Origin of the sequence: Streptomyces sp. SN-593 (genome assembly GCF_016756395.1) — a bacterium.
In the GTDB taxonomy this organism is placed as follows: Bacteria; Actinomycetota; Actinomycetes; order Streptomycetales; family Streptomycetaceae; genus Actinacidiphila; species Actinacidiphila reveromycinica.
This window is the reverse complement of the sequence record NZ_AP018365.1, coordinates 6473169-6495814: the sequence shown is the minus strand read 5'-3', so window position 1 is coordinate 6495814 and position 22646 is coordinate 6473169. Positions and strand designations below refer to the sequence as shown.

30 protein-coding genes and 2 pseudogenes are annotated in these 22646 nt (G+C 72.9%); 21 read left to right on the top strand and 11 right to left on the bottom strand.

Annotated features, from left to right (window positions below):
* Window positions 1–30 precede the first annotated feature (30 nt).
* The 7 genes and pseudogenes from recX to RVR_RS27830 all read right to left on the bottom strand — a co-directional run.
* A pseudogene (recX, locus tag RVR_RS27860) lies at window positions 31–735 on the bottom strand (recombination regulator RecX); the annotation flags it as partial.
* Window positions 617–1750: pseudogene (recA, locus tag RVR_RS27855) on the bottom strand (recombinase RecA); the annotation flags it as partial. The pseudogenes recX and recA, both read right to left, overlap by 119 nt.
* Before the next feature lie 219 nt (window positions 1751–1969).
* The gene (locus RVR_RS27850) at window positions 1970–3088 is read right to left on the bottom strand and encodes an AI-2E family transporter (protein ID WP_237405000.1); all 1119 of its coding nucleotides are present in this window, start codon (window positions 3086–3088) and stop codon (window positions 1970–1972) included.
* Between the two features lie 68 nt (window positions 3089–3156).
* Window positions 3157–3351 (bottom strand): DUF3046 domain-containing protein, encoded by a 195-nt coding sequence (locus tag RVR_RS27845; protein WP_202236603.1) that lies wholly within the window; start codon window positions 3349–3351, stop codon window positions 3157–3159.
* 41 nt (window positions 3352–3392) lie between these two features.
* Complete coding sequence (locus RVR_RS27840) at window positions 3393–3710, bottom strand: AzlD domain-containing protein (protein WP_202236601.1); 318 nt, start codon at window positions 3708–3710, stop codon at window positions 3393–3395.
* Window positions 3707–4420 carry an AzlC family ABC transporter permease gene (locus RVR_RS27835; protein WP_202236599.1) on the bottom strand — a complete coding sequence of 238 codons (714 nt, stop codon included), beginning with the start codon at window positions 4418–4420 and terminating at the stop codon, window positions 3707–3709. The genes RVR_RS27840 and RVR_RS27835 overlap by 4 nt, the downstream gene beginning before the upstream one ends.
* A 173-nt stretch (window positions 4421–4593) precedes the next feature.
* Window positions 4594–5430 (bottom strand): AraC family transcriptional regulator, encoded by an 837-nt coding sequence (locus tag RVR_RS27830; protein ID WP_202236597.1) that lies wholly within the window; start codon window positions 5428–5430, stop codon window positions 4594–4596.
* A gap of 92 nt (window positions 5431–5522) precedes the next feature.
* Here RVR_RS27830 and RVR_RS27825 point away from each other — a divergent pair, with 92 nt between their 5' ends.
* Both RVR_RS27825 and RVR_RS27820 read left to right on the top strand, forming a co-directional pair.
* A complete protein-coding gene (locus RVR_RS27825) occupies window positions 5523–10211 on the top strand; it encodes an ATP-dependent helicase (RefSeq protein ID WP_202236596.1) in 4689 nt (1562 codons plus the stop codon).
* Between the two features lie 478 nt (window positions 10212–10689).
* The gene (locus RVR_RS27820) at window positions 10690–11538 is read left to right on the top strand and encodes an Fpg/Nei family DNA glycosylase (RefSeq protein WP_202236594.1); all 849 of its coding nucleotides are present in this window, start codon (window positions 10690–10692) and stop codon (window positions 11536–11538) included.
* Here RVR_RS27820 and RVR_RS27815 read toward each other — a convergent pair.
* From RVR_RS27815 to RVR_RS27800, 4 genes are all read right to left on the bottom strand, one after another.
* The gene (locus RVR_RS27815; protein ID WP_202236592.1) at window positions 11490–11777 is read right to left on the bottom strand and encodes a hypothetical protein; all 288 of its coding nucleotides are present in this window, start codon (window positions 11775–11777) and stop codon (window positions 11490–11492) included. The genes RVR_RS27820 and RVR_RS27815 overlap by 49 nt on opposite strands.
* A 376-nt stretch (window positions 11778–12153) precedes the next feature.
* Window positions 12154–13338 (bottom strand): tyrosine-type recombinase/integrase, encoded by a 1185-nt coding sequence (locus RVR_RS27810; protein ID WP_202236591.1) that lies wholly within the window; start codon window positions 13336–13338, stop codon window positions 12154–12156.
* Window positions 13339–13340: 2 nt separating this feature from the next.
* Window positions 13341–13568, bottom strand: coding sequence for a hypothetical protein (locus RVR_RS27805; protein WP_202236590.1), 228 nt, complete (start codon window positions 13566–13568; stop codon window positions 13341–13343).
* Between the two features lie 157 nt (window positions 13569–13725).
* Window positions 13726–14175 carry a helix-turn-helix domain-containing protein gene (locus tag RVR_RS27800; RefSeq protein WP_202236589.1) on the bottom strand — a complete coding sequence of 150 codons (450 nt, stop codon included), beginning with the start codon at window positions 14173–14175 and terminating at the stop codon, window positions 13726–13728.
* Between the two features lie 125 nt (window positions 14176–14300).
* On the opposite strand from RVR_RS27800, the gene RVR_RS27795 reads away from it, so the two are divergent.
* From RVR_RS27795 to RVR_RS27705, 19 genes are all read left to right on the top strand, one after another.
* A complete protein-coding gene (locus RVR_RS27795; protein ID WP_202236588.1) occupies window positions 14301–14516 on the top strand; it encodes a helix-turn-helix transcriptional regulator in 216 nt (71 codons plus the stop codon).
* Window positions 14517–14539: 23 nt separating this feature from the next.
* Window positions 14540–14758, top strand: a complete 219-nt coding sequence (locus RVR_RS27790) for a hypothetical protein (RefSeq protein WP_202236587.1) — start codon at window positions 14540–14542, stop codon at window positions 14756–14758.
* A gap of 79 nt (window positions 14759–14837) precedes the next feature.
* Window positions 14838–15665, top strand: coding sequence for a hypothetical protein (locus RVR_RS27785; protein ID WP_202236586.1), 828 nt, complete (start codon window positions 14838–14840; stop codon window positions 15663–15665).
* Window positions 15662–15808 (top strand): hypothetical protein, encoded by a 147-nt coding sequence (locus RVR_RS27780; RefSeq protein WP_202236585.1) that lies wholly within the window; start codon window positions 15662–15664, stop codon window positions 15806–15808. Before RVR_RS27785 ends, RVR_RS27780 begins: the two co-directional genes overlap by 4 nt.
* Window positions 15809–15978: 170 nt before the next feature.
* A complete protein-coding gene (locus RVR_RS27775) occupies window positions 15979–16575 on the top strand; it encodes a hypothetical protein (RefSeq protein ID WP_202236584.1) in 597 nt (198 codons plus the stop codon).
* A complete protein-coding gene (locus RVR_RS27770; protein WP_202236583.1) occupies window positions 16575–16979 on the top strand; it encodes a hypothetical protein in 405 nt (134 codons plus the stop codon). The genes RVR_RS27775 and RVR_RS27770 overlap by 1 nt, the downstream gene beginning before the upstream one ends.
* Window positions 16980–17057: 78 nt before the next feature.
* Window positions 17058–18074, top strand: a complete 1017-nt coding sequence (locus RVR_RS27765; protein WP_202236582.1) for a helix-turn-helix domain-containing protein — start codon at window positions 17058–17060, stop codon at window positions 18072–18074.
* 11 nt (window positions 18075–18085) lie between these two features.
* The gene (locus RVR_RS27760; protein ID WP_202236580.1) at window positions 18086–18385 is read left to right on the top strand and encodes a hypothetical protein; all 300 of its coding nucleotides are present in this window, start codon (window positions 18086–18088) and stop codon (window positions 18383–18385) included.
* Window positions 18382–18591 carry a hypothetical protein gene (locus tag RVR_RS27755; protein ID WP_202236578.1) on the top strand — a complete coding sequence of 70 codons (210 nt, stop codon included), beginning with the start codon at window positions 18382–18384 and terminating at the stop codon, window positions 18589–18591. The genes RVR_RS27760 and RVR_RS27755 overlap by 4 nt, the downstream gene beginning before the upstream one ends.
* Window positions 18588–18776, top strand: a complete 189-nt coding sequence (locus RVR_RS27750) for a hypothetical protein (protein ID WP_202236576.1) — start codon at window positions 18588–18590, stop codon at window positions 18774–18776. The genes RVR_RS27755 and RVR_RS27750 overlap by 4 nt, the downstream gene beginning before the upstream one ends.
* A complete protein-coding gene (locus RVR_RS27745; protein ID WP_202236574.1) occupies window positions 18773–19093 on the top strand; it encodes a hypothetical protein in 321 nt (106 codons plus the stop codon). The genes RVR_RS27750 and RVR_RS27745 overlap by 4 nt, the downstream gene beginning before the upstream one ends.
* Window positions 19094–19105: 12 nt before the next feature.
* A complete protein-coding gene (locus RVR_RS27740) occupies window positions 19106–19354 on the top strand; it encodes a hypothetical protein (protein ID WP_202236572.1) in 249 nt (82 codons plus the stop codon).
* Window positions 19351–20169 carry a hypothetical protein gene (locus tag RVR_RS27735; RefSeq protein WP_202236570.1) on the top strand — a complete coding sequence of 273 codons (819 nt, stop codon included), beginning with the start codon at window positions 19351–19353 and terminating at the stop codon, window positions 20167–20169. The genes RVR_RS27740 and RVR_RS27735 overlap by 4 nt, the downstream gene beginning before the upstream one ends.
* The gene (locus RVR_RS27730; RefSeq protein ID WP_202236568.1) at window positions 20160–20360 is read left to right on the top strand and encodes a hypothetical protein; all 201 of its coding nucleotides are present in this window, start codon (window positions 20160–20162) and stop codon (window positions 20358–20360) included. The genes RVR_RS27735 and RVR_RS27730 overlap by 10 nt, the downstream gene beginning before the upstream one ends.
* Complete coding sequence (locus RVR_RS27725) at window positions 20357–20707, top strand: phosphoenolpyruvate-utilizing N-terminal domain-containing protein (protein ID WP_202236562.1); 351 nt, start codon at window positions 20357–20359, stop codon at window positions 20705–20707. The genes RVR_RS27730 and RVR_RS27725 overlap by 4 nt, the downstream gene beginning before the upstream one ends.
* Window positions 20708–20710: 3 nt before the next feature.
* The gene (locus tag RVR_RS27720) at window positions 20711–21460 is read left to right on the top strand and encodes a hypothetical protein (RefSeq protein WP_202236561.1); all 750 of its coding nucleotides are present in this window, start codon (window positions 20711–20713) and stop codon (window positions 21458–21460) included.
* 11 nt (window positions 21461–21471) lie between these two features.
* Window positions 21472–21720: a hypothetical protein gene (locus tag RVR_RS27715; RefSeq protein ID WP_202236560.1), complete on the top strand. Its 249-nt coding sequence runs from the start codon at window positions 21472–21474 to the stop codon at window positions 21718–21720.
* A complete protein-coding gene (locus tag RVR_RS27710) occupies window positions 21717–21983 on the top strand; it encodes a hypothetical protein (protein WP_202236559.1) in 267 nt (88 codons plus the stop codon). The genes RVR_RS27715 and RVR_RS27710 overlap by 4 nt, the downstream gene beginning before the upstream one ends.
* Window positions 21984–22052: 69 nt before the next feature.
* Window positions 22053–22646, top strand: a complete 594-nt coding sequence (locus tag RVR_RS27705; RefSeq protein ID WP_202236558.1) for a hypothetical protein — start codon at window positions 22053–22055, stop codon at window positions 22644–22646.

Sequence of the window (22646 nt, the reverse complement as noted above, 5' to 3'; positions counted from 1 at the left end):
CGGCCTCGGTTCCGGCGCGGGCGCTGACCGTTATTCGCTCTGCCATGCCCACGGCTCCTCCTCGTCGGCACCGCTGTCTCCTTCGGCCGCCAGCGCGTCCCGCACCACCCGCAGGGACATGCCCTCCGGGTATCCCTTGCGGGCGAGCATGCCGGCGAGGCGTCTGATCCGGCGGTCCCGGTCCAGGCCGCGGGTGCTGGGCAGTCGGCGCCGCACCAGTTGGCGGGCGGTCTCCTCCTCCTGCTCGGAGTCGAGGAGTTCCACGGCGCCGGTCACCAGCTCGGTGTCCACCCCGCGGTGCCGCAGTTCGCGGGCGAGGGCACTGCGGGCCAGGCCGCGGCCGCGGTGGCGCGACTCCACCCAGGCGTTGGCGAACGCCTGGTCGTCGATGAGGCCGACGTCCTCGAACCGCTCCAGGACCTGCTCGGCGATGTCGTCGGGGATCTCGCGCTTGCGCATGGCGTCCGCGAGCTGCCTACGGGTGCGCGGTGTCCCGGTGAGCAGGCGCAGGCACAGCGCCCGCGCCTGCTCACCAGGATCGAGCGGCGGCTCTCGCGAGGCCCTCGACTCGGAAGAACCGCCGCGCTTGTGAGGCGTGCGCTCCATGGCGTCAGACCTTGGCGGCGGTGGCCTTGGGCGCCTTCTTCGGAGCGGGGACCTCGGTCTTGGCGGGTTCGGCCTTGGTCGGCTCGGCCTTGGCGGGCACGACCGCCCCGGCCGCGGCGGCGGCTGCCGCGTCGGGCTTCGGGACGCCCACGCCGAGCTTCTCCTTGATCCGCTTCTCGATCTCGTCCGCGAGGTCCGGGTTGTCCCGCAGGAAGTTCCGGACGTTCTCCTTGCCCTGGCCGAGCTGGTCGCCCTCGTACGTGTACCAGGCACCCGACTTGCGGACGAAGCCGTGCTCCACGCCCATGTCGATCAGGCCGCCCTCACGGCTGATGCCCTGGCCGTAGAGGATGTCGAACTCGGCCTGCTTGAAGGGCGGCGCGACCTTGTTCTTGACCACCTTGACGCGCGTGCGGTTGCCGACCGCGTCGGTGCCGTCCTTGAGGGTCTCGATCCGGCGGATGTCGAGCCGGACGGAGGCGTAGAACTTCAGCGCGCGGCCACCGGTGGTGGTCTCCGGCGAGCCGAACATCACACCGATCTTCTCGCGGAGCTGGTTGATGAAGATGGCGGTGGTCTTCGACTGGTTGAGCGCGCTGGTGATCTTCCGGAGCGCCTGGCTCATCAGCCGGGCCTGGAGGCCGACGTGGGAGTCGCCCATCTCGCCCTCGATCTCGGCCCGCGGCACGAGGGCTGCCACGGAGTCGATCACGATGAGGTCGATGGCACCGGAGCGGACCAGCATGTCCACGATCTCCAGCGCCTGCTCGCCGGTGTCCGGCTGGGACAGCAGCAGGTTCTCGATGTCGACGCCGAGTGCCTTCGCGTACTCGGGGTCGAGGGCGTGCTCGGCGTCCACGAAGGCCACGGTGCCGCCGACGCGCTGGGCGTTGGCCACCGCGTGCAGGGTGAGGGTGGTCTTGCCGGAGGACTCCGGGCCGTACACCTCCACGACACGGCCGCGCGGCAGGCCGCCGACGCCGAGCGCCACGTCCAGCGCGGTCGATCCGGTGGGGATGACCTCGATGGGCTCGTTCGGCCGGTCGCCGAGCCGCATGACCGCGCCCTTGCCGAACTGCCGTTCAATCTGCGCGAGCGCGGCGTCGAGCGCCTTCTCGCGGTCGTTTCCTGCCATGGACTCCACCCGGGATGTCTGGTTCGATCGCTTCACGTCCATGACGCTAGCGCCTGGCACTGACAACGCGCCCGCACGTCGCCCCGGACCTGTGGACAACTCCGGCCGACGTCCGCGACCGGCACCGGCCGGAGTTCGCGCCGCCGCGGCGGAAGGTCCGCCGGACTCCATCCATATGAATGGATGTTCGATTTTCGTGTCAAGCGACCCGCCGTGCCGGCCGGACGGTCACGTCCGGGGATCGGCGACCTCGTAGCGCCTGACGTAGGTGACGAAGAAGCCCTGGAGCGTGGCGGTGGCGGGGATGGCGATGAGCGCGCCGACCGCACCGAGCAGCGCCGTCCCGACGATCACCGAGCCGAAGGCGACCGCCGGATGGATGTCCACCGTACGCGCGGTGATCCGCGGTTGGAGCAGGTAGTTCTCGAATTGCTGGTAGACCACCACGAAGCACAGCACCCACAGCGCGTCCCACGGGTCCTCGGTGAACGCGATGAGGATCGGCAGGGCTCCGGCCAGGTAGGTGCCGACGGTGGGGATGAACTGCGAGACCAGGCCCACCCAGACCCCCAGCGCGGGTGCGTAGGGGACGCCGAGCACCTGGAGCAGGATGTAGTGGGCGAGCCCCGAGATCACGGCCATCAGCGCCCGGGAGTAGAGGTAGCCGCCTGTCTTGGCGACCGCGATGTCCCAGGCGCGCAGGACCTCGGCCTGGCGCGCGGGGGGCAGCATGGAGCACAGCGTGCGGCGCAGCCTGGGGCCGTCCGCGGCCAGGTAGAAGGTGAACAGCGCCACGGTGAAGATCTGGAAGATCGTGCCGATGACGGTGGTCGAGATGCCCCACACGCTGGCGGCGCCGCTGGTGAGGTACGCGCGCACCCAGTCGGAGTGCAGCACCCTGTCGTGCAGCTTGCCCCCGGTGTCGATGTGCGTGTGGAAGGTCCGGTTGATCCACCTCACCACGTCGTCGGCGTACTGCGGCAGGTTCCGCACGATGGTGCTGATCTGGTCGACCAGCAGGGAGCCGACGGCCAGCAGGAAGCCCGCGCCCGCCACCAGCACCAGAAGCATCACGATGCCGGTGGCCAGCCCCCGGCGGATGCGGCGCCCGGCCATCCAGTCCACCGCCGGCTCGATGGCCAGCGCGCAGAAGAACGAGACCAGGACGTTGACGAGCAGGCCGACCAGCCGGTCGAAGACCCAGTGCGCGAACTGGTAGCAGGCGAAGAGCGCGAACGCGAGGACGAGCGCGCGGGGCAGCCAGCGCGGCATGCGCGCACGCGCGGGCGGCGGTCCGTCGCCGGGCGGGCCCGGTGCCCGGTCGGAGGACTCGTCGCGTGCTGCCACAGGGCAAGTCTGGGGCCTGCCCCCGGGCAAGTCCTGATATCAGGGCATTCGCGGCACCCGGGCCCGCGTCAGCGCCGCGTGGCGGGCACGTCCATGGCCACGCAGACCGCCCGCCAGACGTCCTTCGCCTCCCAGCCGTCCTCCAGCGCCTGGACGACCGTACGGCCGCCCAGTTCGGACATCACGTGGTCGCGCGCGAAGGAGTCGGCGTAGGTCTCGCCGAACTGCGCGCGCATCCGCTCCCAGAACATCGTCAGCCGCATGGATGCCAGTATCCCTCCGCCGCGGACCCTACCCGGACGGCCTACACCGCTCGTAGCGCGGCGGTGACCACCACCGCGGCCGCGACCACCACGAGGAAGGGCGCGCGCAGGAACAGGGCGAAGCCCGCCGCCGCGAGGCCCGCGGCCCGCGCGTCGACCGCGAGCCGCAGGGTGCCGGTGCCGAAGGTCTGCAAGGCGGTCAGAGCGGCGAGCAGGGCGAGCGGCACCAGTGCGGCCAGCCGCTTGACCAGCGGCCGTTCCAGCAGCCCTGCGGGCACGGACAGGCCGAGCAGCTTCACTCCGTAGCAGCCCAGGGCGGTGGCGCCGATGGCGATCCAGGTTCCCGTCCCGCCCGTCACCGCGCCGCCGCCTTACGCGCGGCGAGCACCAGCGGAGCCGCGAGGGCGGCGACCAGGACCGGGACCCCGGCCGGCAGCACCGGCAGGCAGGCCAGCGCGAGCAGCACGGCGAGCGCGGCCACCGCGCGTTCGGCACGCCCCTTGACCATGGGCGCCAGCAGGGCCAGGAAGACGGCCGGGCCCGCCGCGTCCAGTCCCCAGGCGTTCGGGTCGCCGAGCGCCGACGCGCCCAGGGCCCCGAGCAGCGTGGTGAGGTTCCACAGCGCGTAGAGGCTCGCTCCCGTGACGGTGAAACCGAGCCGGGCGGCGGCCCGCCCGCGCTGGGCGAGGGCCACCGCGGAGGTCTCGTCGATGACCCACTGGGCGGCGAGCGGCCGTACGGGGGCGGGCAGGCGGAGGAGCTGCGAGAGCCGCAGGCCGTAGAAGGCGTTGCGGGTGCCCAGGAAGAACGCCCCGGCGGCAGCGGCGAACGGGCTGCCGCCCGCGCCGAGCGCGCTCACCAGGGCGAACTGCGAGGCCCCGGTGAAGACGAGCAGCGACAGGACACAGCTTTGGAGGACGGACAGTCCGGCGCCCGCCGAGGTCACTCCGAAGGCGAACCCGGACAGTCCGACGGCGACCCCTACTCCGAGGGCGTCCCGGACCACCGCGGCTCGGGGCCTCGCTGGCGGTCGCTCGGTCTCCGGCCCCGCTGTCTGTTCTGTTTTCACCCGATCAGGTTAGGGAGGCCGGCGCCCACCGGTCTTGTACGTTCTTGCGGCGCGGAAGCCCCCGCGATCACGGCCGCGCCCCGCCCGTACGGCGGCCCTCCCACCGGTCTCCGCCCGTACGGCGCCGGGCCTCGGGGGCAGCGAGGCCCGCCCGCGCGTCCGGCCGGTCCCGGTCAGCGTGCTCGTACGGTCCTCCGGTCCCGCTGGTACGCCCCGGGCGGCACCCCGACGATCCGGCCGAAGTGCCGGTTGAGGTGGGGTTGGTCGGTGAAGCCGACGGCGGTCGCGGCCTCGGCCGGAGGGACACCGGCGTCGAGGAGGCGGCGGGCGGCGCGGACCCGCTCGCCGGTCAGCCAGGCGTGCGGGGGAAGGCCGTAGGCGGCCTTGAAGGCCCGCAGCAGCGCGAACGGCCCGGCGCCGGTGGCGGCGGCGAGGGCGTCGAGGCTCGGCGGGTCGGCCAGCCGCTCGGTGAGCAGTTCGCGGGCCCGGGCGGCGGCGCCGGGGGCAGCGGCGCGCCCGGGCAGGCCGCGGGTGGCCCCCGCGCCGTGCCGGGACAGCAGCCTGGCCACCACCAGGCGCAGAAACGTCTCGGCGGCGAGCACGTCGTCCTGCTCGGCCGCTTCGTGGACCGCGGCGATCAGGCGGGCGGCGGCCGGATCGGCGACGACCGGGCCGGTGAAGGAAGGGGTGCCGCGCGGCCCGCCGGTCTCGGCCGCCACGGCCGACACGACGGCCGTCGACGGGTAGAGCACCCGGTAGCTCCAGCCGCCGGCGGCCCCCGCGTACGCCGTGTGCGGGACCTCCGGATTGATCAGCACGACGCCGCCCTCGCCGGCCACCTCGGCGCCGCCGGGCAGACCGATGCCCTCCACCCCTCCGGTGACCGCGGCGATCACGTAGCCGTCGTGGACGTGGCGGGAAAAGGTGTGCCGGACGTAGCGGGCGCGCAGCAGATCGACCCCGGGCAGGTCCGGGTGCTCCCAGAATCGTGCCTGCTCACGCGCGGTCATGGGGACATTGTGGCGTGAGCGCGCCAGGAGTTGTCCACAGCCGGACGAGTGGTCGTCGGCGCGGTGTCGGTACGGCGAGGCAGGATGGGGTCATGTCCAGTCCGTCCGCTCCGTCCGGTCCTCCGTCCGATCCGCACAGCAGCCTCGACTCCTTCTCCCCCGCGACCCGTGCGTGGTTCCAGGGGGCGTTCCGCGAGCCCACCGCGGCCCAGGCCGGCGCGTGGTCCGCCATCGCGGCGGACTCCGACGTCCTGGTCGTGGCGCCCACCGGCTCGGGCAAGACACTGGCGGCGTTCCTGGCCGCGCTGGACCGGTTGGCCGCCACCCCGCCGCCGGCGGAGGCCCGCCGCCGCTGCCGGGTGCTGTACGTGTCGCCGATGAAGGCGCTCGCGGTGGACGTGGAGCGCAACCTGCGCAGCCCGCTGGCGGGACTCCGGCAGGAGTCCGTGCGGCTCGGACTGCCCGAGCCCGAGGTGCGGGTCGGTATCCGATCGGGTGACACGCCCGCGGCGGAGCGCCGCTCGCTGGTCACCCGCCCGCCGGACATCCTCATCACCACCCCCGAGTCCCTCTTCCTCATGCTCACCTCCGCCGCGCGGGAGGCCCTGGCCGGGATCGAGACGGTGATCGTGGACGAGGTGCACGCGGTCGCCGGCACCAAGCGCGGTGCCCACCTGGCGCTCTCCCTCGAGCGCCTGGACCGGCTGCTGGACCGGCCGGCCCGGAGGATCGGCCTGTCGGCCACGGTCCGGCCGGTGGACGAGGTGGCCCGCTTCCTCTCCCCGCAGCGGCGGGTGGCGGTCGTGCAGCCGCCCTCCCAGAAGCGGTTCGAGCTGTCCGTGGTCGTGCCGGTGGAGGATCTGGGGGAACTGGGCGGCTCGCCGGTGGCGGACGCGGCGGAGCACAGCGGTCCGGCCGCGGGCGCCGCGCAACGGCCGTCGATCTGGCCGCATGTCGAGGAGCGCATCGCGGACCTGGTGCAGGCCCACCGCTCCACGATCGTCTTCGCCAACTCCCGGCGGCTGGCCGAGCGCCTGTGCAACCGGCTCAACGAGATCGGCCAGGAGCGCGCCGAGGGCGAACCGCTGTCCGAGGCGCACTCCCCCGCGCAGGTCATGGCGCAGTCGGGTGCGGCCAAGGGTGCTCCTGCGGTGCTGGCCCGCGCGCACCACGGCTCGGTGTCCAAGGAGCAGCGGGCGCTGGTGGAGGAGGACCTGAAAGCGGGTCGGCTGCCCGCGGTGGTCGCCACGTCGAGCCTGGAGCTGGGTATCGACATGGGCGCGGTCGACCTGGTGGTCCAGGTCGAGTCCCCGCCCTCGGTCGCGTCGGGGCTGCAGCGGGTGGGCCGGGCCGGCCACCAGGTGGGAGCGGTGTCCACCGGGGCGGTCTTCCCGAAGTACCGGGGCGACCTGGTGCAGTCCGCGGTGGTCACGGAGCGGATGCGGGAAGGGGCCATCGAGTCGCTGCGGGTGCCGTCCAACCCGCTGGACGTGCTGGCCCAGCAGATCGTGGCGATGACCGCCCTGGACACCTGGGACGTGGACGAGTTGCTCGCCCTCGTCCGGCAGGCGGCCCCGTTCGCGTCGCTCCCCCACTCCGCGTACACCGCGGTGCTGGACATGCTGGCGGGCCGCTACCCGTCGGACGCGTTCGCGGAGTTGCGCCCCCGCCTGGTGTGGGACCGGGTGGCCAACACACTCACCGGCCGGCCCGGGGCCCAGCGGCTCGCGGTCACCTCAGGCGGCACCATCCCGGACCGCGGGCTGTTCGGGGTCTTCCTGGCGGGCGCGGACCCGAAGAAGGGCGGCGGCAGGGTCGGGGAGCTGGACGAGGAGATGGTGTACGAGTCCCGGGTGGGCGACGTCTTCACCCTGGGCACCACCTCCTGGCGGATCGAGGACATCACCCGCGACCGGGTCCTGGTCTCCCCCGCGCCGGGCGTGCCGGGGCGGCTGCCCTTCTGGAAGGGCGACCAGTTGGGACGTCCGCTGGAGCTGGGCCGGGCGCTGGGCCGCTGGCTGCGGGAAGTCGGCGCGCTGCCCGACGAGGCGGCCCGGCAGCGCCTGTCGGCGGCCGGCCTGGACCGGTGGGCGGTCGACAACGTGCTGTCGTACCTCGCGGAGCAGCGGCAGGCGTGCGGCCACGTGCCCGACGACCGCACCGTCGTCGTGGAGCGCTTCAGGGACGAACTGGGCGACTGGCGGGTGATCATCCACTCGCCGTTCGGCGCCCAGGTGCACGCCCCGTGGGCCCTGGCGCTGGGCGCCCGGCTCCAGGAGCGCTACGGACTGGACGCGCAGGCCATGCACGCCGACGACGGGATCGTGCTGCGCCTTCCGGACGCCGATCTGATGGGCCTCGACCTGCTGGACGCCGATCCGGTCGCGCGGGGCGCGGAGTTCGACCCGGACCGGTCGCCGGTGGGCGCGGGAGACGTGGCCTTCGACAAGGGCGAGATCGAGCAGTTGGTGACCGACCAGGTGGGTGGGTCCGCGCTGTTCGCCTCGCGGTTCAGGGAGTGCGCGGCGCGGGCGCTGCTGCTGCCGCGCCGCAGCCCCGGACGGCGGACGCCGCTGTGGCAGCAGCGGCAGCGCGCCTCGCAACTGCTCCAGGTGGCGTCGGAGTTCGGGTCGTTCCCGATCGTGCTGGAGGCGATCCGCGAGTGCCTTCAGGACGTGTTCGACGTGCCGGGTCTGGTGGAGCTGATGGGCGACATCGAGGCGCGCCGGGTTCGGCTGGTCGAGGTGACCACGCAGGAGCCCTCGCCCTTCGCCCGCTCGCTGCTGTTCGGATACGTCGCGCAGTTCCTCTACGAGGGGGACTCGCCGCTCGCCGAGCGCAGGGCGGCCGCGCTGTCGCTGGACTCGCGGCTGCTCGCGGAGTTGCTGGGCCAGGCCGAGTTGCGGGAGTTGCTCGATCCCGACGTGCTGGCCGATCTGGACAGCGAGTTGCAGTGGCTGACCGAGGACCGGCGGGTCAAGGACGCCGAGGGGGTCGCGGACCTGTTGCGGGTGCTCGGTCCGCTGACGGGCACCGAACTGGCCGTGCGGGGCGCGCACGCGCAGTGGCCTGCCGAACTGGAGGCGGCGCGGCGCGCGATCCGGGTGCGGATCGCCGGGGAGGAGTACTGGGCGGCGGTCGAGGACGCCGGACGGCTGCGGGACGCGCTGGGCACGGCGCTGCCCGTGGGTGTGCCGGTGGCGTTCACCGAACCGGTCAAGGACCCGCTGGGCGACCTGCTGGCGCGGTACGCCCGCACGCACGGCCCGTTCACGACCGGTGAGGCGGCGGCGCGGTTCGGGCTGGGTGGAGCCGTGGCGGACGGCACACTGAGGCGGCTGGCGGCGGCGGGGCGGCTGGCGGAGGGCGAGTTCCGTCCGGGCGGGGCCGGCCAGGAATGGTGCGACGCAGGGGTGCTGCGCCGGCTGCGGCGCCGTTCGCTCGCCGCGCTGCGGCAGGAGCTGGAACCGGTGCCGCCCGCGACGCTCGGGGTGTTCCTGCCGCAGTGGCAGCACGTCGGCACGCACGGCCTGCGGGGGATGGACGGGCTCGCCCGGGCGGTGGAGCAGTTGCAGGGCGTGGCGGTGCCGGCGTCGGCGTTGGAGAAGCTGGTGCTGCCGTCCCGGGTGGCCGGCTACACCCCGGCGATGCTGGACGAGTTGACGTCGTCCGGCGAGGTGCTGTGGGCGGGGGCGGGGGCGCTGCCCGGCAAGGACGGATGGGTGTCGCTGTATTTGTCCGAAAGTGCGCCCTTGTTGCTGCCGACCCCGCAGCCGTTGGAGCTGACGGAACTGCACTCGGCGGTGCTCGGCGCGCTGTCGGGCGGGTACGGCCTGTTCTTCCGGCAGATCGGGGAGCAGGTGCGGGCCGCCGGGCTCTCGGCGAGCGACCCGGAACTCGCCGACGCGGTGTGGGACCTGGCCTGGTCGGGGCGGCTGACCAACGACACGCTCGCCCCGCTGCGGGCACTGCTCGGCTCGGGCCGCACCGCGGGCGCGACCGCGCACCGGGCGCCGCGCGCGGTGCCGCGCGGCAGGTACAGCTCGCTCGCCTCGGCCCGCTCACCGCGGGCGACCGCCTCCCGGTCCGGCCCACCGACCACCGCGGGCCGCTGGTCCCTGGTACCGGTGCCCGAGACCGATCCGACCCTGCGGGCCCACGCGCTGACCCACACCCTGCTCGACCGGCACGGCGTGGTCACCCGGGGAGCGGTGGCGGCCGAGGGCGTGGCGGGCGGCTTCTCCGCGGCCTACCGGGTGCTGGCGGCGCTGGAGGAGACCGGGCAGGCCAGGCGAGGCTACGTGGTGGAGGGGCTGGGCGCGGCGCAGTTCGCGATGGAGGGCGCGGTGGACCGGCTGCGGGCGCTGAACACCGCACGGGAGCGGCAGGAGGAGCGCCCGGACCGTTCCCGGACCGTGGTGCTGGCCGCCGCGGACCCGGCCAATCCCTACGGCGCCGCGCTGCCGTGGCCGGAGCAGCCCGCGGGCGTCTCCCACAAGCCCGGCCGGAAGGCGGGCTCCCTGGTGGTGCTCGCCGACGGTGAGCTGGCCCTGTACGTGGAGCGGGGCGGCAAGACCCTGCTGGCCTGGCCATTGGACGAGATACGGGTCGGGGCCGCGGCGGACGCCCTGGCGCTCGCGGTCCGCGAGGGCGCGCTGGGCCGCCTCACGGTGGAGCGGGCCAACGGCGAGCCCGCCCTGACCTCGCCGTTGGGCCGGGCACTGGAAGCGGCGGGCTTCCACGCCACTCCGCGCGGGCTGCGCTTGCGGGAGGACCACTAGGGCCTTGTCGGCGGACCGTGCCGGTCGAGCTCGCGGCGTCCGGTGCCGTGCATCGCAAGGCGGAGGAACATCCGCGTACCGGGTCGTACGTGGGTGATTCGACAACGCAGGGAGGTGCGGTGCCGGATGCCGGATGCCGGATGCCGGATGCCGGATGCCGCGAGCCTGGCAGGATCCGCCGGACAGGCCCCAGCTAGGGTTCTTCGTCTGGATCTCCGCGGCGTCGTGTCGTTCGCCCGAAAGGGCGGGCCGACGGTGCCCGGTGCTCCCCCACAGCCCGCGGGGCCGGCGCGCCGGCCCCTCCCCTCCCCACCCGCACCGCCGCCTCCACCTCCACCAGCGCCCCGCCCGCGCCGCCGGCCGGCCCCACGCGGCGGACGGGACGCGCCGCCTAACCCGGCCCCCGGACCAGGTGCCTCCCGCCCGCTCGGCAGGTGCCGGACCGCCGCGACGCCGTCGCACGCGCCATCATGGGGGGATGCCCGAAGGAGACACGGTCTGGTTGACCGCCCACCGGCTGCACGCGGCGCTGGCCGGGCAGGCACTGGTGCGCGCCGACCTGCGCGTACCGAAGCTGGCGACGGTGGACCTGGCGGGCCGGCAGGTGCTCGACGTGGTGGCGCGCGGCAAGCACCTGATGACCCGTATCGAGGGCGGCATGACGCTGCACAGCCATCTGCGGATGGAAGGGTCATGGCACGTGTACGGCGCCGGCGAGCGTTGGCGGGGTGGCCCCACGCACCAGGTGCGGGCGGTGCTGGAGACGGACGGCCGGGTCGCGGTCGGCTACCGCCTACCGGTGCTGGAACTGCTGCGCACCGACGAGGAGGACGAGGCCGTCGGCCATCTGGGCCCCGACCTGCTCGGGCCGGACTGGGACGCGGCGCGGGCGCTCGCCCGGCTGTCGGCGGACCCGGACCGCCCCGTCGGGGAGGCGCTGCTGGACCAGCGGAACCTGGCCGGGGTCGGCAACGTCTACGTCGCCGAGCTGTGTTTCCTGCGCGGGGTGACACCGTGGACACCGTTCGGTCGGGTACCGGCGCCGGAACGGTTGGTGGCGCTGGCCCGGCGGCTGCTGGTGGCGAACAGAGACCGCCCCGGCCACGTGACGACCGGGGACACCAGGCGCGGACGCACCCACTGGGTGTACGGCCGCGAGCACCAGCCCTGCCTGCGGTGCGGCACGACGGTGCGATCGGCCCGGCACGGATCGCAGGACCGGCAGCAGGACCGGGTGGCCTACTGGTGCCCGCGCTGCCAGCGGGGACCGGCACCGGGTCAGGGCCCGGCGACACCGTCCTCGCCGTCCTCGCCGCCCCACGGCTGACCGCCCCGCGCGGGGACGTCCGCGGCGGCCGGGGCTCCGGACGGCGGCGTGGGGCGGCTCGGCGTGGCCGCCGGCCGCCGTACGGGCACCGCGTGCATGGGAATCAGGCCGAGGCTCCAGCCGCCGGCCACGATCGCGGCGTGCAGGCCCGCGGCCGGGCCGGTGGAGGGGTCGGGCCGCAGGCCGAAACGCAGGACCGCCAGCCACCACAGGGCGCCGCCGGTCAGGGCCAGCGCCACGCGGACGCCCTTCGCACCGCCGGCTCTGACGCCCGCCGCGGACGTGTCAGAGCCGGGCGCGCCCGGCCCGGGCCCCGCGGCTCGCACCGTCGGCCGCCCTCCTCGCACCGCCGACTCCCGTACCCGCGCCGCCGCCCGAGCCACCCGCGTCACCGGCCGGGCCGGCGCCACGGGCGTGCCGGCTATCGGCTCCGGGGCGGGCCGGCACCGTGCACGGACCCGGGCACGGTGCGTCCGTGCCCGGGTCGAGCGGATCCTCCGGGAGTCGCGCACGGCGCCTCAGACGTTCTCCGCCTGGAACATCCAGTGGAGACTATGCAGATCATGGACCGACCTGTGCATTCTGTCCCCTTCCGCGAACGGAATTACGTGAGAATTACGTGATCTTGGTGACCGACGCGAGCCGCTTCTCATCCTTACTCGGGATGGCCCAGGCCGCATCCAGGACGTTCCTCGTCGTCTCCTTCGCCTCGTTGAACAGATGGCTGTAGATCCTCAGCGTCGTGAGGACGTCCTTGTGACCGAGGCGCTGCTGGACCACGCTCGGACTCTCGCCGCCGGCGATCAGCACCGAGGCGTAGTGGTGGCGAAGCTCGTGCAGGTGGCGCGCCTCGGTCTTGGCGTAGCGGCAGGTCTGTTTGATGGCCCAGTCGATGGTGCTCTCACCTATCGGCTTGCCGCCCGGCATGGCGAAGATCAGGCCGGCCCAGGGGCCGTTCTTGGGCGGGGGATGCCCGGCGACGTACGCGGCGATGACGTCGACCGCCCGTCGGTTCAACGGGAGCACCCGCTTCCCCGCACCGGTCTTGAGGTCGTCCAGGTACATGCCCTTGCCGCGCTCGTACACCAGCTGCTGATCGACCCGGTAGGCCATCCGGAGGGCATCGAACTTCTCCAACCGCATCCCGCGCAGTTCTCCACTGCGCAGGCCGGTGAGAGCGCACACCTCGAACATCGCCCGCCAGAGGGCGGTGTAGGCCGCGGCAATGATCTGGCGGGCTTCGGCGACGTCCGGCGGATAGACCTTCGTCTCCGTCAGCGTCGGCGCCTTGATCCCCTCGAACGGCGATGCCCTGATCGCCTTGTCGAAGACCGCCAGGCGAAACACGCTGCGGACGTGCCTCGCGACCCTGTTAGGCGTGGTCCCGGTCAGCTCGTACTTACTCGCGAGGAGCGCCTGCCACGCTTTCGCCTCGGAGGGCTTGATCGTCCGTATCTGCCGTCGGCCCCACTCAGGAATCAGGTAGCGGTCGAGTACGCCCCTGTACTCGATCTCAGTTCGTCCCTTGATGTCCTGGGCCGGCAGCCACGTCTTGAGCGCGAAGTCGCCGACCTTGACTTTCCCGGCTTCTGGGTCCAGGTAGTCGCCCGCCAGGACCGCATGGTCCATCTTGGTGACGTGCTTCTGTGCATCGACCTGCTTCTCAAAGAGGCGGGTCTTCGGCTCGCCGTCCGGCGTCTCCCACCGGGCCTGCCAGCGCTTCCCCTTCCCGTGGTATTTCGTCTGGACCTTCCGTCCGGCCGGCCCTTTCTTGTACCAAAGGTCGTGGACGTACCCCACTGCTACACCACCGCCATCCCGGCGAGGTACTTACGTACCTCGGTCATCGAGTGGCCCTGTTGCTCCCACTGGTCGAGCTGCGTCATCAACGCGTTGAAGATCACGCAGCGGTCCCCGGCGGCGACGTTCGGCGTGAGGGCGACTAGCCAGTCCCCGTTCCGCACGTCGCGGATGATCAGTCCTCCGATGGCTGGATTCAGCTCACGCAGAACCGCCCTATGCACTGCCATGGCGGCCCCCTCCTACGCGCGTTCAGCTGCGCGCCCATGTGCAAGGAGAACCATCTTTACTCGTAAGGTGGAGAAAAAAACAGGGCTTGGTGAAGAATTTGTGTGCGTATGATGACGCTTCGTGTTCAGATCCGTTCGGCGTCACCAAGCGTTTGGCCTACTCGTTCGCCCCTCGCTGGATGCTGCGCAGAAGCTCTTCGGCTTGGCGACGAACCGCTTCGAGCTCGTCGGCCGGAATTTCTTCCACTCGCGCGATGGCGATCTGCAGAGCCTCGCTGGTGGTGATGTCCTCGACCGGCGGAGCGGAGAGCAGTTCGCCGGAGTCGCGAGCGCGCTCGCGAAAGAGGACGTCGGCCGGCACGCCGAGCCCTTCGGCGATCCGTTCCAACGTGGCATCGCGGGGCCGTGCGCTAAGGCCCCGGAGGACCTTCCGGAAGGACTCGTACGGCATCCCGCAGCGCGCGGCCGCCTGCCGTTCGGTCAACTGGCGGTCGGCCAAGATCTGCTCCAACCGGCCGGTCAGATGCCCCATCAACAAGCCACCCTCACTAGGCGCATACAGGTGGCTGATCGTAACGCGCAACGCGCGCAGCAACATGGTCGGCATTCCCATCGGTCATGTAACGGCATGAACGAGATGACAACTATTAGTTGCCACGTCACTGTGGCTGTGCTTAGCTGGGCCCCGCAAGGGCCAAACCGGCCAAGCAGTTGAAGGCACAAGGAGTGATCATGACCGTACTGACCACCGAAAGTGGTCAGGAGGACATCCTTCTGACCCCCAAGGAGGTCTCGGACGTTCTCCGCGTACCGGTCGGCACCCTCGGCCAGTGGCGGCACCGCGGCACCGGCCCCCGGAGCATCAAGTACGAGTCCGGCGGCATCCGCTACCGGCGGTCCATCGTCCTGGCCTGGCTGGCCGAGCAGGAACTGAACAGCACCGACTGAACAGAGGTTTTCGCATGTCGACTGTGACCACTAAAAGTGGTCAGGCCCGCAGGGACCTGATCGCGATGTTCGAGGAGGCCCAGCGGGTGGTCAGCGCCGAGCGCGAACACGGCCGCCACCTACGGGCGGTGGTCCGCCAGGCGGTTTCGAACAGCCGGGCCGTCGAGGACGGAGGCCACGTCGACGTGCACATGCCGCTGACCGACTGGCAGGCGCTGCGCAGCGCCGCCTACGAGCAGTAGAGCGCAAGCGGGCCGCCCGGACGTGACCCGGACGGCCCCAACAGCCCTCATCCAGCGATCGAACCCGAAAGAGAGAGCCATGTCTGACCCTATCCCGCTGCCTCAGGCGGCCGCGGCACTCGCCGAGCTGGTGGCAGTCCTCTACCAGGACCCCAGCGACCCGGTCAGCCGCATCCTGATCCCGGCGAACCGGCTGTTCCAGCCCTACTTCTCCCTCGACGCCGTCGGCGAGCTGCGGATGCGGTACAGCCTGCGGATGGACGCGCCCGCGGAGTTGCTGGCCGCGGCGGAGGAGTTCTTCGGCGGCACGGTGAAGATCACCAGCTCGTTCCACTCCGACACCGAGGACCACGAGCTGTACACCGACTGGCTGGGTGTGCCGCTGATCGTGTCGGTCCGTATCCCGCGGGAGGACTCGCTCGGGGCCCTGCGGAAGCAGGTCTCCGACCTGGAGCAGCAGTTGGCCGCGCAGCAGCCGAGCGAGGACGACGAGAGCCAGGCCGTGGTGGACGCGTCGCACCCGGTCGGCACGCCGGTGGCCGCGTACCCGGAGACGCGCGAGGACGAGCCGCTGCTGACCCGCACCCGCACCGCCGCGTGGGTGGCTGACCGCCACACCCCGGTCGTGATGGTCGAGGACCACAGCGCGTGGATCGCCCTGTCGCACGTGGACGCGCGCACCGAGCCCGCCCCGACCGCGGTCATGCCGCTGGCCGAGCGCCCGGACCCGCTGGAGTCCGCTTTGCTCTCCGCCTGGAACAACTCCGAGCCCGAGATGCCCGAGTGCCACCGCTGCGGCAACGCGCGCGGCCCGTGGGCGCCGGACCCCTCCGGCGACCGCTGGCCCTCCGGCGCGCAGAAGCTCGTGTGCCAGGTCGGCTGCACCGCGGGCGGTGAGCGCCCGTGATGTGGCTGCTGATCGTCGGCGCCGTCGTCCTGCTCCTGTTCGTCGCGGCCGGCGCGGACGACGCGCGCCGGGACCGGGCCGAGCAGCGCCGCCACGGCGCCCACACCCGGCCCCGCGCGCAGCGCAGCAGGAACAGCCGATGAGCGCCTGCACGACGCCCCGCACCGGACCGGTCTCCGTGCCGCTGTCCCGGACGTCGTGACGGCCAGTTTCCGGGCCCGGCAGCGCCGCACGCGCTCACCGGGCCCGGGAGCACCACCCACGGACCGTGTCCCTCACCCACGACCAACTGCTCCGCACGAAAGGGGAACCCGTGACGATCACTCCTGACGACCTCGCGGCCCGGTTCGCGCCGCCACCCACCAACGGGCCGCTCTACTCCCGCCTGTTGACGTTCACCGACGGCGCGTATGCCCTCGCTGAGCGCGCACTCGATGTGTTGCCCCGTGGCCACCACCTGGACGAGGCCGTCCGCGCGTTGGAGGCCGCCGCGCACTGGGTGTGCGCCGGCCTCGCCGCCATCGAGGCCGACACCGCGACCGAGCAGCACGCCGACCAGGTCCCGTACGTCGTGCTGGCCGCCCCGACGGATGCCCCGTCGACCAGCGACCTGGGCGAGTTCGCCCTGAACGTGTCGCTGTGGCGCACCTGCATCCGCGGCTCGACCGCGCACCCGCTGGCGCGCCTGGTCGCGCTGACGTTGTCCGAGGTCTGCGACGACCACGGCTACATCGCCGACAGCGACCAACCGACGCTCGACGACCTGTGCCTGGGCACCGGCCTGCCGTCCGCCGACGTCCTGCGCGCGGTCGAGGACCTGGCCACCGCCGGGTGGATCGGCCGCCACAACGACGGCGCCGGCACCCGCTACCAACTGCGTCTGCCTGCCTCACAGAACGGACACCAGTGATGCCCAATCCTGGAGACCTCGCCCGCCGGGCGCGTACCACCCTGACCGCCCGACCGGTCCAGCAGGACGGTACGCCGGGCCCGCGCAGGACGCCGCTGGCCGCCAACCAGCCGTTCCGGCGCCGCTACGAGCACGCCGTGCGCCTGTCCCGGCTGGAGCCGCGGGCCCGCCTGGTCGCGCTCACCGTGGCCGCCCACGCCGACTACCAGACCGGCGCGATCCCGGCCTCCGCGTCGGTCGGCGTCGACGCCCTGTCGCGCGCCTGCGGCCTGACCGCGATGGCCACCAGGGTCCACCTGCACGCCCTGTGCGCGGACGGCTGGATGCAGCGGACCGAGATAGGCCGCGGCACGCGCGTGCAGATCACCCTCACCCTGCCGGCCTGGTACCAGGACACGCCCTGAGCGGCGGCCGGCGCGGGAGGACCGCACCGGCCGCCGCCCACCGCCGCCCCGTTCTGCATCACCGGAAGAGACGACCACGTGACCAGTGAGGAGCCCCGCCAGTCGGTGCAGTCCGCATGGACGCTGCGCCTGCGCGAGGAAGCACTGCGCGCTGCGGATGACGATGTGTCCCGCATCGCCTATGTGGGCCTGCTCATCGCTACCTACGCCGACGCCGACGGGGACCGCGCGTTCCCCAGCCCGGAGACGCTGGCGACCATCTGCGGCTACTCCGTCGACATGGTCCGGCGTTGCATCGCGGCACTCATCACCGCCGGGATGCTGCTGCGCCGCCGCCGCCAGGGCACTACCTCGGTCCTTCGGCTGCTCGTGCCGGTGGGGCCGGTCGGCACCGTCCGTTGGGACCTGGCGCCGTTCGAGGCTGCCCGCCAGGCAGCCGCCCGGCGCCGGGCCCGGTCCGCCGAGCGGACCGACGCGACCGCAGAAGCCCCGTCGCGTCGGGGAAATCAGAACACCCGTCGCGACGGGAACTCCCAGACCGGAAAACCCGTCGCGTCGGGGGTTCCTGAACACCCGTCGCGTCGGGGGAATCAGGAATCAGAACACCCGTCGCGACGCCCCGAGAACGCCCGTCGCGACGGGTACGAGAACACCCGTCGCGTCGGGGGGGGACCTATACCAACCTCTACCTACGGTAGAGACCCTGACAGAGACCAGAACGTGGCTGGCCTTTCACCTCAGCCACAGGTCCGCGCGCGCGAGGCCGCGAACGACATTTCTCCCCCTGGCCTGCAGGCGATCGACGGCGGCGGCCGCGGGACTGCGACCGGGCAGGGCCCGTTACTGCTGCCCGTGCCGACCGCTGCGCCCGTGCCGGCGGATCTGGCCCGGATCGCGGACCGGATGACCTCCCTTTACGGGGTGGCCATCCCTCGGCGGTTCGCCGCGCCCGTCGCCCTGGACGTCCTCGGCGACCTCGACCTGCCGGACCCCACCGGCTACGTCCTGGCCGCGCTGGACGCCGACCCTGCCCGCTACCGGCCACCCCTGCCCGACGCCGACACCCGCGCCCCGCGCGCGGCCGGCGACTCCTGAGACGAGACGAGATGCCCAGTGCTGCCGACGTGGTCACCTGCGACGGGTGCCACGCTCCGATCCGGTGGACGGTCACCGCCGCCGGCAAACGGCTGGCCGTCAACGCCGAGCCGGACTCGAACGGCAACCAGGCCGTGCACGCCGACGGGGTCGGCCGTGTGCGCTCCCGCGCCATCACCGCCGACCGGCCGACCCTGGAGGGCGCGGAGTGGCTGGCGATGCCGCACGTGGCCACCTGCACCCGCCCGCCGCTGCTGCCGCCGCGGGCCCCGCGGCCCGCGCGCCGCCCGGCGCCCCGGCGGTCGTGGTGACCCCGGCCGACCGCGTGATCGCGGACGCCGTCGCCGCCGTCATCGCTGCCCGCATCGCGGCCGCGCTGCTGCGGTACGGCCTGCCGACCACCGAGACCGCCGAGACTGCCGACACCGAGGCCCGCCAGGCAGTCCGCGACCTGCGCCGCGACGGCTGGCACATCACCGCCCTACCCATCACCCACCACCCGGAGGCTCCTCGATGAGCACCCCCAGCCCCGACGACACCGACCCCGGCCTCGACTACCGCGACGACCCCGCCATGGACGACGTCGAGCCCTGCGGCGAGAGCATGTGCCACTGCCACCATCTGCCCGAGCACGGCCCGTGCGGCTGCGACTGCCCCCGCTCATACGGCAACCCCGACGACGAGGACGGGGAAAGCTGGTGAGCGCGCACCGCGGCCGCCCGGACCGCTACGCGGCTACGCCCGTCGGGGTACTCGTCACCGCCGGCGCGATCCTGGCCGTCGTCGTCGCTGTGCTCGCAGTGACCGCCGGTTTCCGTGTCGCCCTGCTCGTCGCGTGCTTCGCTGTCGGCGGCCCGCTGGCCGGCACCGGCGCACTTGTCGCTGTGATCACACTCGCGGACCGCGTACGGCGGCCCCGCACGACGGCGCCCGGTCGTGACACCTGCCAGGACATCGACCACGTCGTGGCCGACCGACCGCACGGCACCCGCCACCGCCTCGTCACCACCCGACCCTGATCGGAGCTGCCCATGCCCTCGTCCCCTGCCCGCCACGAACCCCAGGTCCGCGTCATCGCGGCCGCCCTCGCCGCCCTCGTCCCCGGGGCGCCCCCGAACGCTCTCCTGATCAAGGTGACCGACCGCGGCGCCGGCGGAGGTGTCATCCACTCCTGGGAGGGCAGCGTGGCCGGCCTGGCCGCGAAGATCCACGCCGCCCTGCTGGGGCAGTCCGCCCGCCCCGCGGCCGGGCGTCCCACCCACCCCGAGGACGGATCATGACCCCCACCGACCCGACCGCGACTGCGACCGCCCCGCTCAGCGAGACCGTCAGCTGCTACTCGCCCGCCCACGCCTACGCCACCATCGCCGTGCAGCCGCATGAGGTCGAGCTCGGCGACGTCGTCGACCACACCGACGGCCTGGTGGTGGTCACCGAGATCACCCGGCGGCGCGCCACCTGGACCCTCGGCGGCTACAACCCCGCGCTGCCCGCCCGCGTACCGCACCCCGTCCACGGATTCCCGAACCCCGTCGACCGACCCCTACTCACCCGTGACGTGCGCGCCCAGCCCCGCATCCGCGTGCGCCGACCGGCCGCCGCATGGGCACGGCTGCCCGGCCACACCAAGAAGGTCACCAGCCGCAACCCCATCCGCTCCGGGTGCTACACCCTGATCGACGGCTACGACGTCGCCTGCTCCTGCGGCTGGAGCGCGGCGGAGCCGGCGAGGAGCAAGTACAGCGCGAACGAGGCCGTTCTGCGTCACCGTGCCGAGGCCATCGCCGACCAGACCCACCAGCAGACCGGGCTGCGTGACATCGAGCGCGTGGAGGCCGAGTTGGGCGACGTCCTGCCCTGGCGCTGGGACCACGGCGCCCAAGCCAACCTGCGCGGCCTGACCACCACCCAGGCGGTGGCCCGGCTCACCCCGTGGGCGGTGGCGCTGGGCGTCGAGATCGAGCACATGGCCGCCGGCCACGACGGCCTGCGCAGCCCGTACTTCCTGTGGGTCGACTCCCGGCCCGCGCGTGCCGAGGGCCGCCCGGGCCTCGACATCCGCGCCTACCCCGTGGACGGCCCGCCGTGCGGCTGATCATCGTCTCCACCCTGCCCGTGCAGGAGGTCGCCGCCGAGCCCGCGACCCTCACCCGGCTGCGCGGCCTCCTGCACCTGGCGGTCGAACGGCCGCCCGACAGCGGGCCCGTCCTCGTCGAGGACGCCGACGTCCCCCCGCTCACCGTCCACCTGCGCCCCTACGCCCCGATGGGAGTCACGACCTCATGACCCGGCCCCGACAGACCCCGCACCTGGACGACCTGGAGCAGGTACGCGACCAGCTGCGCGCGGAGATCCGCGAGGCCCGCGAGACGCTGACCGACCTGCGCCGCGAGATCCGCGACGCCCGCGAGCTGGTGCCGCTGCTGACCGACGAGCTGTTCACCGCCGAGGTGAAGAAGCAGGTCGACGAGCTCGGCGCGGCCACCGCCCAGGCGATGGAGGACGCGAGCGACCGGGTGATCGCCCGGTTCGACCGGCTGGCTGACACCCTGCTGGGCCGCGACCACACCTCGCGGCGGCGCGGCCGCACCAGCATCCCGGACCTGGTCGCCCGCCGCGGCGACGAGGGCTGACCCGTGGAGTGCACCATCTGCCACCGCCCGCTGCCGGCAGGCACCGACCGGTACGCCTGCCCGGGCTGCGAACACCACCTCGCGTACGTCCTGCAGCAGCTGGTGGCCGAACTCCCGCTGCTGCGCGCCGAGCTCACGCCGCACCGCGGCCCGGGCGCCGGCGGCCGACCAGCCGGCCGCGCCCACCCGCCGCTGCCCGTGGACGTGCGAGTGCTCGACCTGCTCGCCACCCGCTGGGTCCCCGACCCGGACGGCCAGGACTCCGGCGGCATCCCGATCGGCCCGCTCCTGGTCGGCTGGGCCTCGCTGCTGGCCGACGACTACCCGGCCGTCACCCGCCACCCGGCCGGCACCTGGTACATCACCCGCGGCACCACCCCGGTACCGCGGGCCGGCGGCGGCATCCCCGGCTGGGCGAACTGGCTCCAGCTCTACATCCCGTTCGCCGTCACCTGCCCCTGGATCTGGCAGATGCACGAGGGCCTGGACGACGCGCTACGCCGCGTGCGCGCGATCACCGGCACACGGCCCCGATCACATCCCCGGCTGGCGCCCTGCCCACAGTGCAGCGCCGTCGCGATGAGCCGGGCCGACGGCCAGTGGGAGATCACGTGCGAGGCATGCGGGTGCCGACTCGACCCGGACGCCTACGCCGCACACGCGGCCGCCGTCCTGCCCAGCCTGAGCCTGGTCATGGCCAAGCTGGCCGCCGACGCCGAACACCACCCCACCAGAACGGACGCCCAGACGTGACCCACCCGCGCATGACCACCGACGAGATCCTGGCCGCACTGGCCGCGCTCCCCCCGGACGCCACCGACCGGGCCCGCGCCAGCCTCGCCCGGGATACCGCCCACCACGTGCCGGACCCAAGCCAGGCACGCCAGATCACTGCCAGCATCGCCGCGGCCGGCCACAAGATGCCGCTGGTCTACGCCCGGCTCGCCGCCGCTTTCAGCCTCCCGCCAGCACCCGCCGAGGCACAGCCGGACCACGGCCGGGACGAGCGGTGACGGGGCACAGCCCAGCGCCTGCCCACCGGCACACCGCCCTGGAGCGACTGCACGCCGAGGCAGACGACGCATCACCGCCAGTCCTGCCTGCCGGGCCGGCCTTGGTGTACGTCGCCCCCGACGGCACCCCGACGACAATCGACGAGACCGCCGTCGATGGACCACGCGACCGCGTGCTGTGCCGGGCGCTGCTGCGCCACGCCGGGAAGCTCCTCGACGACGCAGAGCAGCAGCACGCCAAGAACCCGGTCGGGTTCGCCTAGCCCGTGGCGACAAGATGTCTTGAAGTGGCTTCACAAGTCGCTTGTGTATAGGCTTGTGAAGTCGCTACATTGAGAGTCGCCAGCACCTCACCGACTGGAGACCACATGCCGACCGACCCCACCGGCGCAGCCAACCGGCTCCGCGACCGCATCCTCGACGCCGTCGAGCAGTACGACGCGGAACGCACCGACAGCGACACCCACGACGACCCCCTCAGCCGCAGCTACCTCGAACATCTGGCCAAGCGCTACGACGTCATCAGCCAGAGGGGCAGCAAAGCAGAGCAGGCACAGAAGATCACGCAGAAGATCACAGCCGAGTTCTCGCTCCTTGATGTACGCGTCCTGCGAATGGTCGCTGACGCCCTCGCCGCAGCTGTGCCCGCCATCGTCACGAAGCACGCTGCCGCCGGCATGGAGCCGCCGCAGATCGCCGAGAAGATCGCACTCACCCCGTCCCGCGTCTACAGCATCCTCCGCGAACAGCGGAAGGCGGAAGAAGTGCAGGAGATCATCGCGGCTGGCGTCGCCAACGATCCCGACCCGCACGCCTCCTACAAGAAGTACGAGAAGGCCCTCGCCAACGCGGACGGCGCCGAAGACTTCCTCGCCGCGTTCCGCGCGGCCCTCCCCGACAAGACCACCGAGCCGCCCACCGCCTGA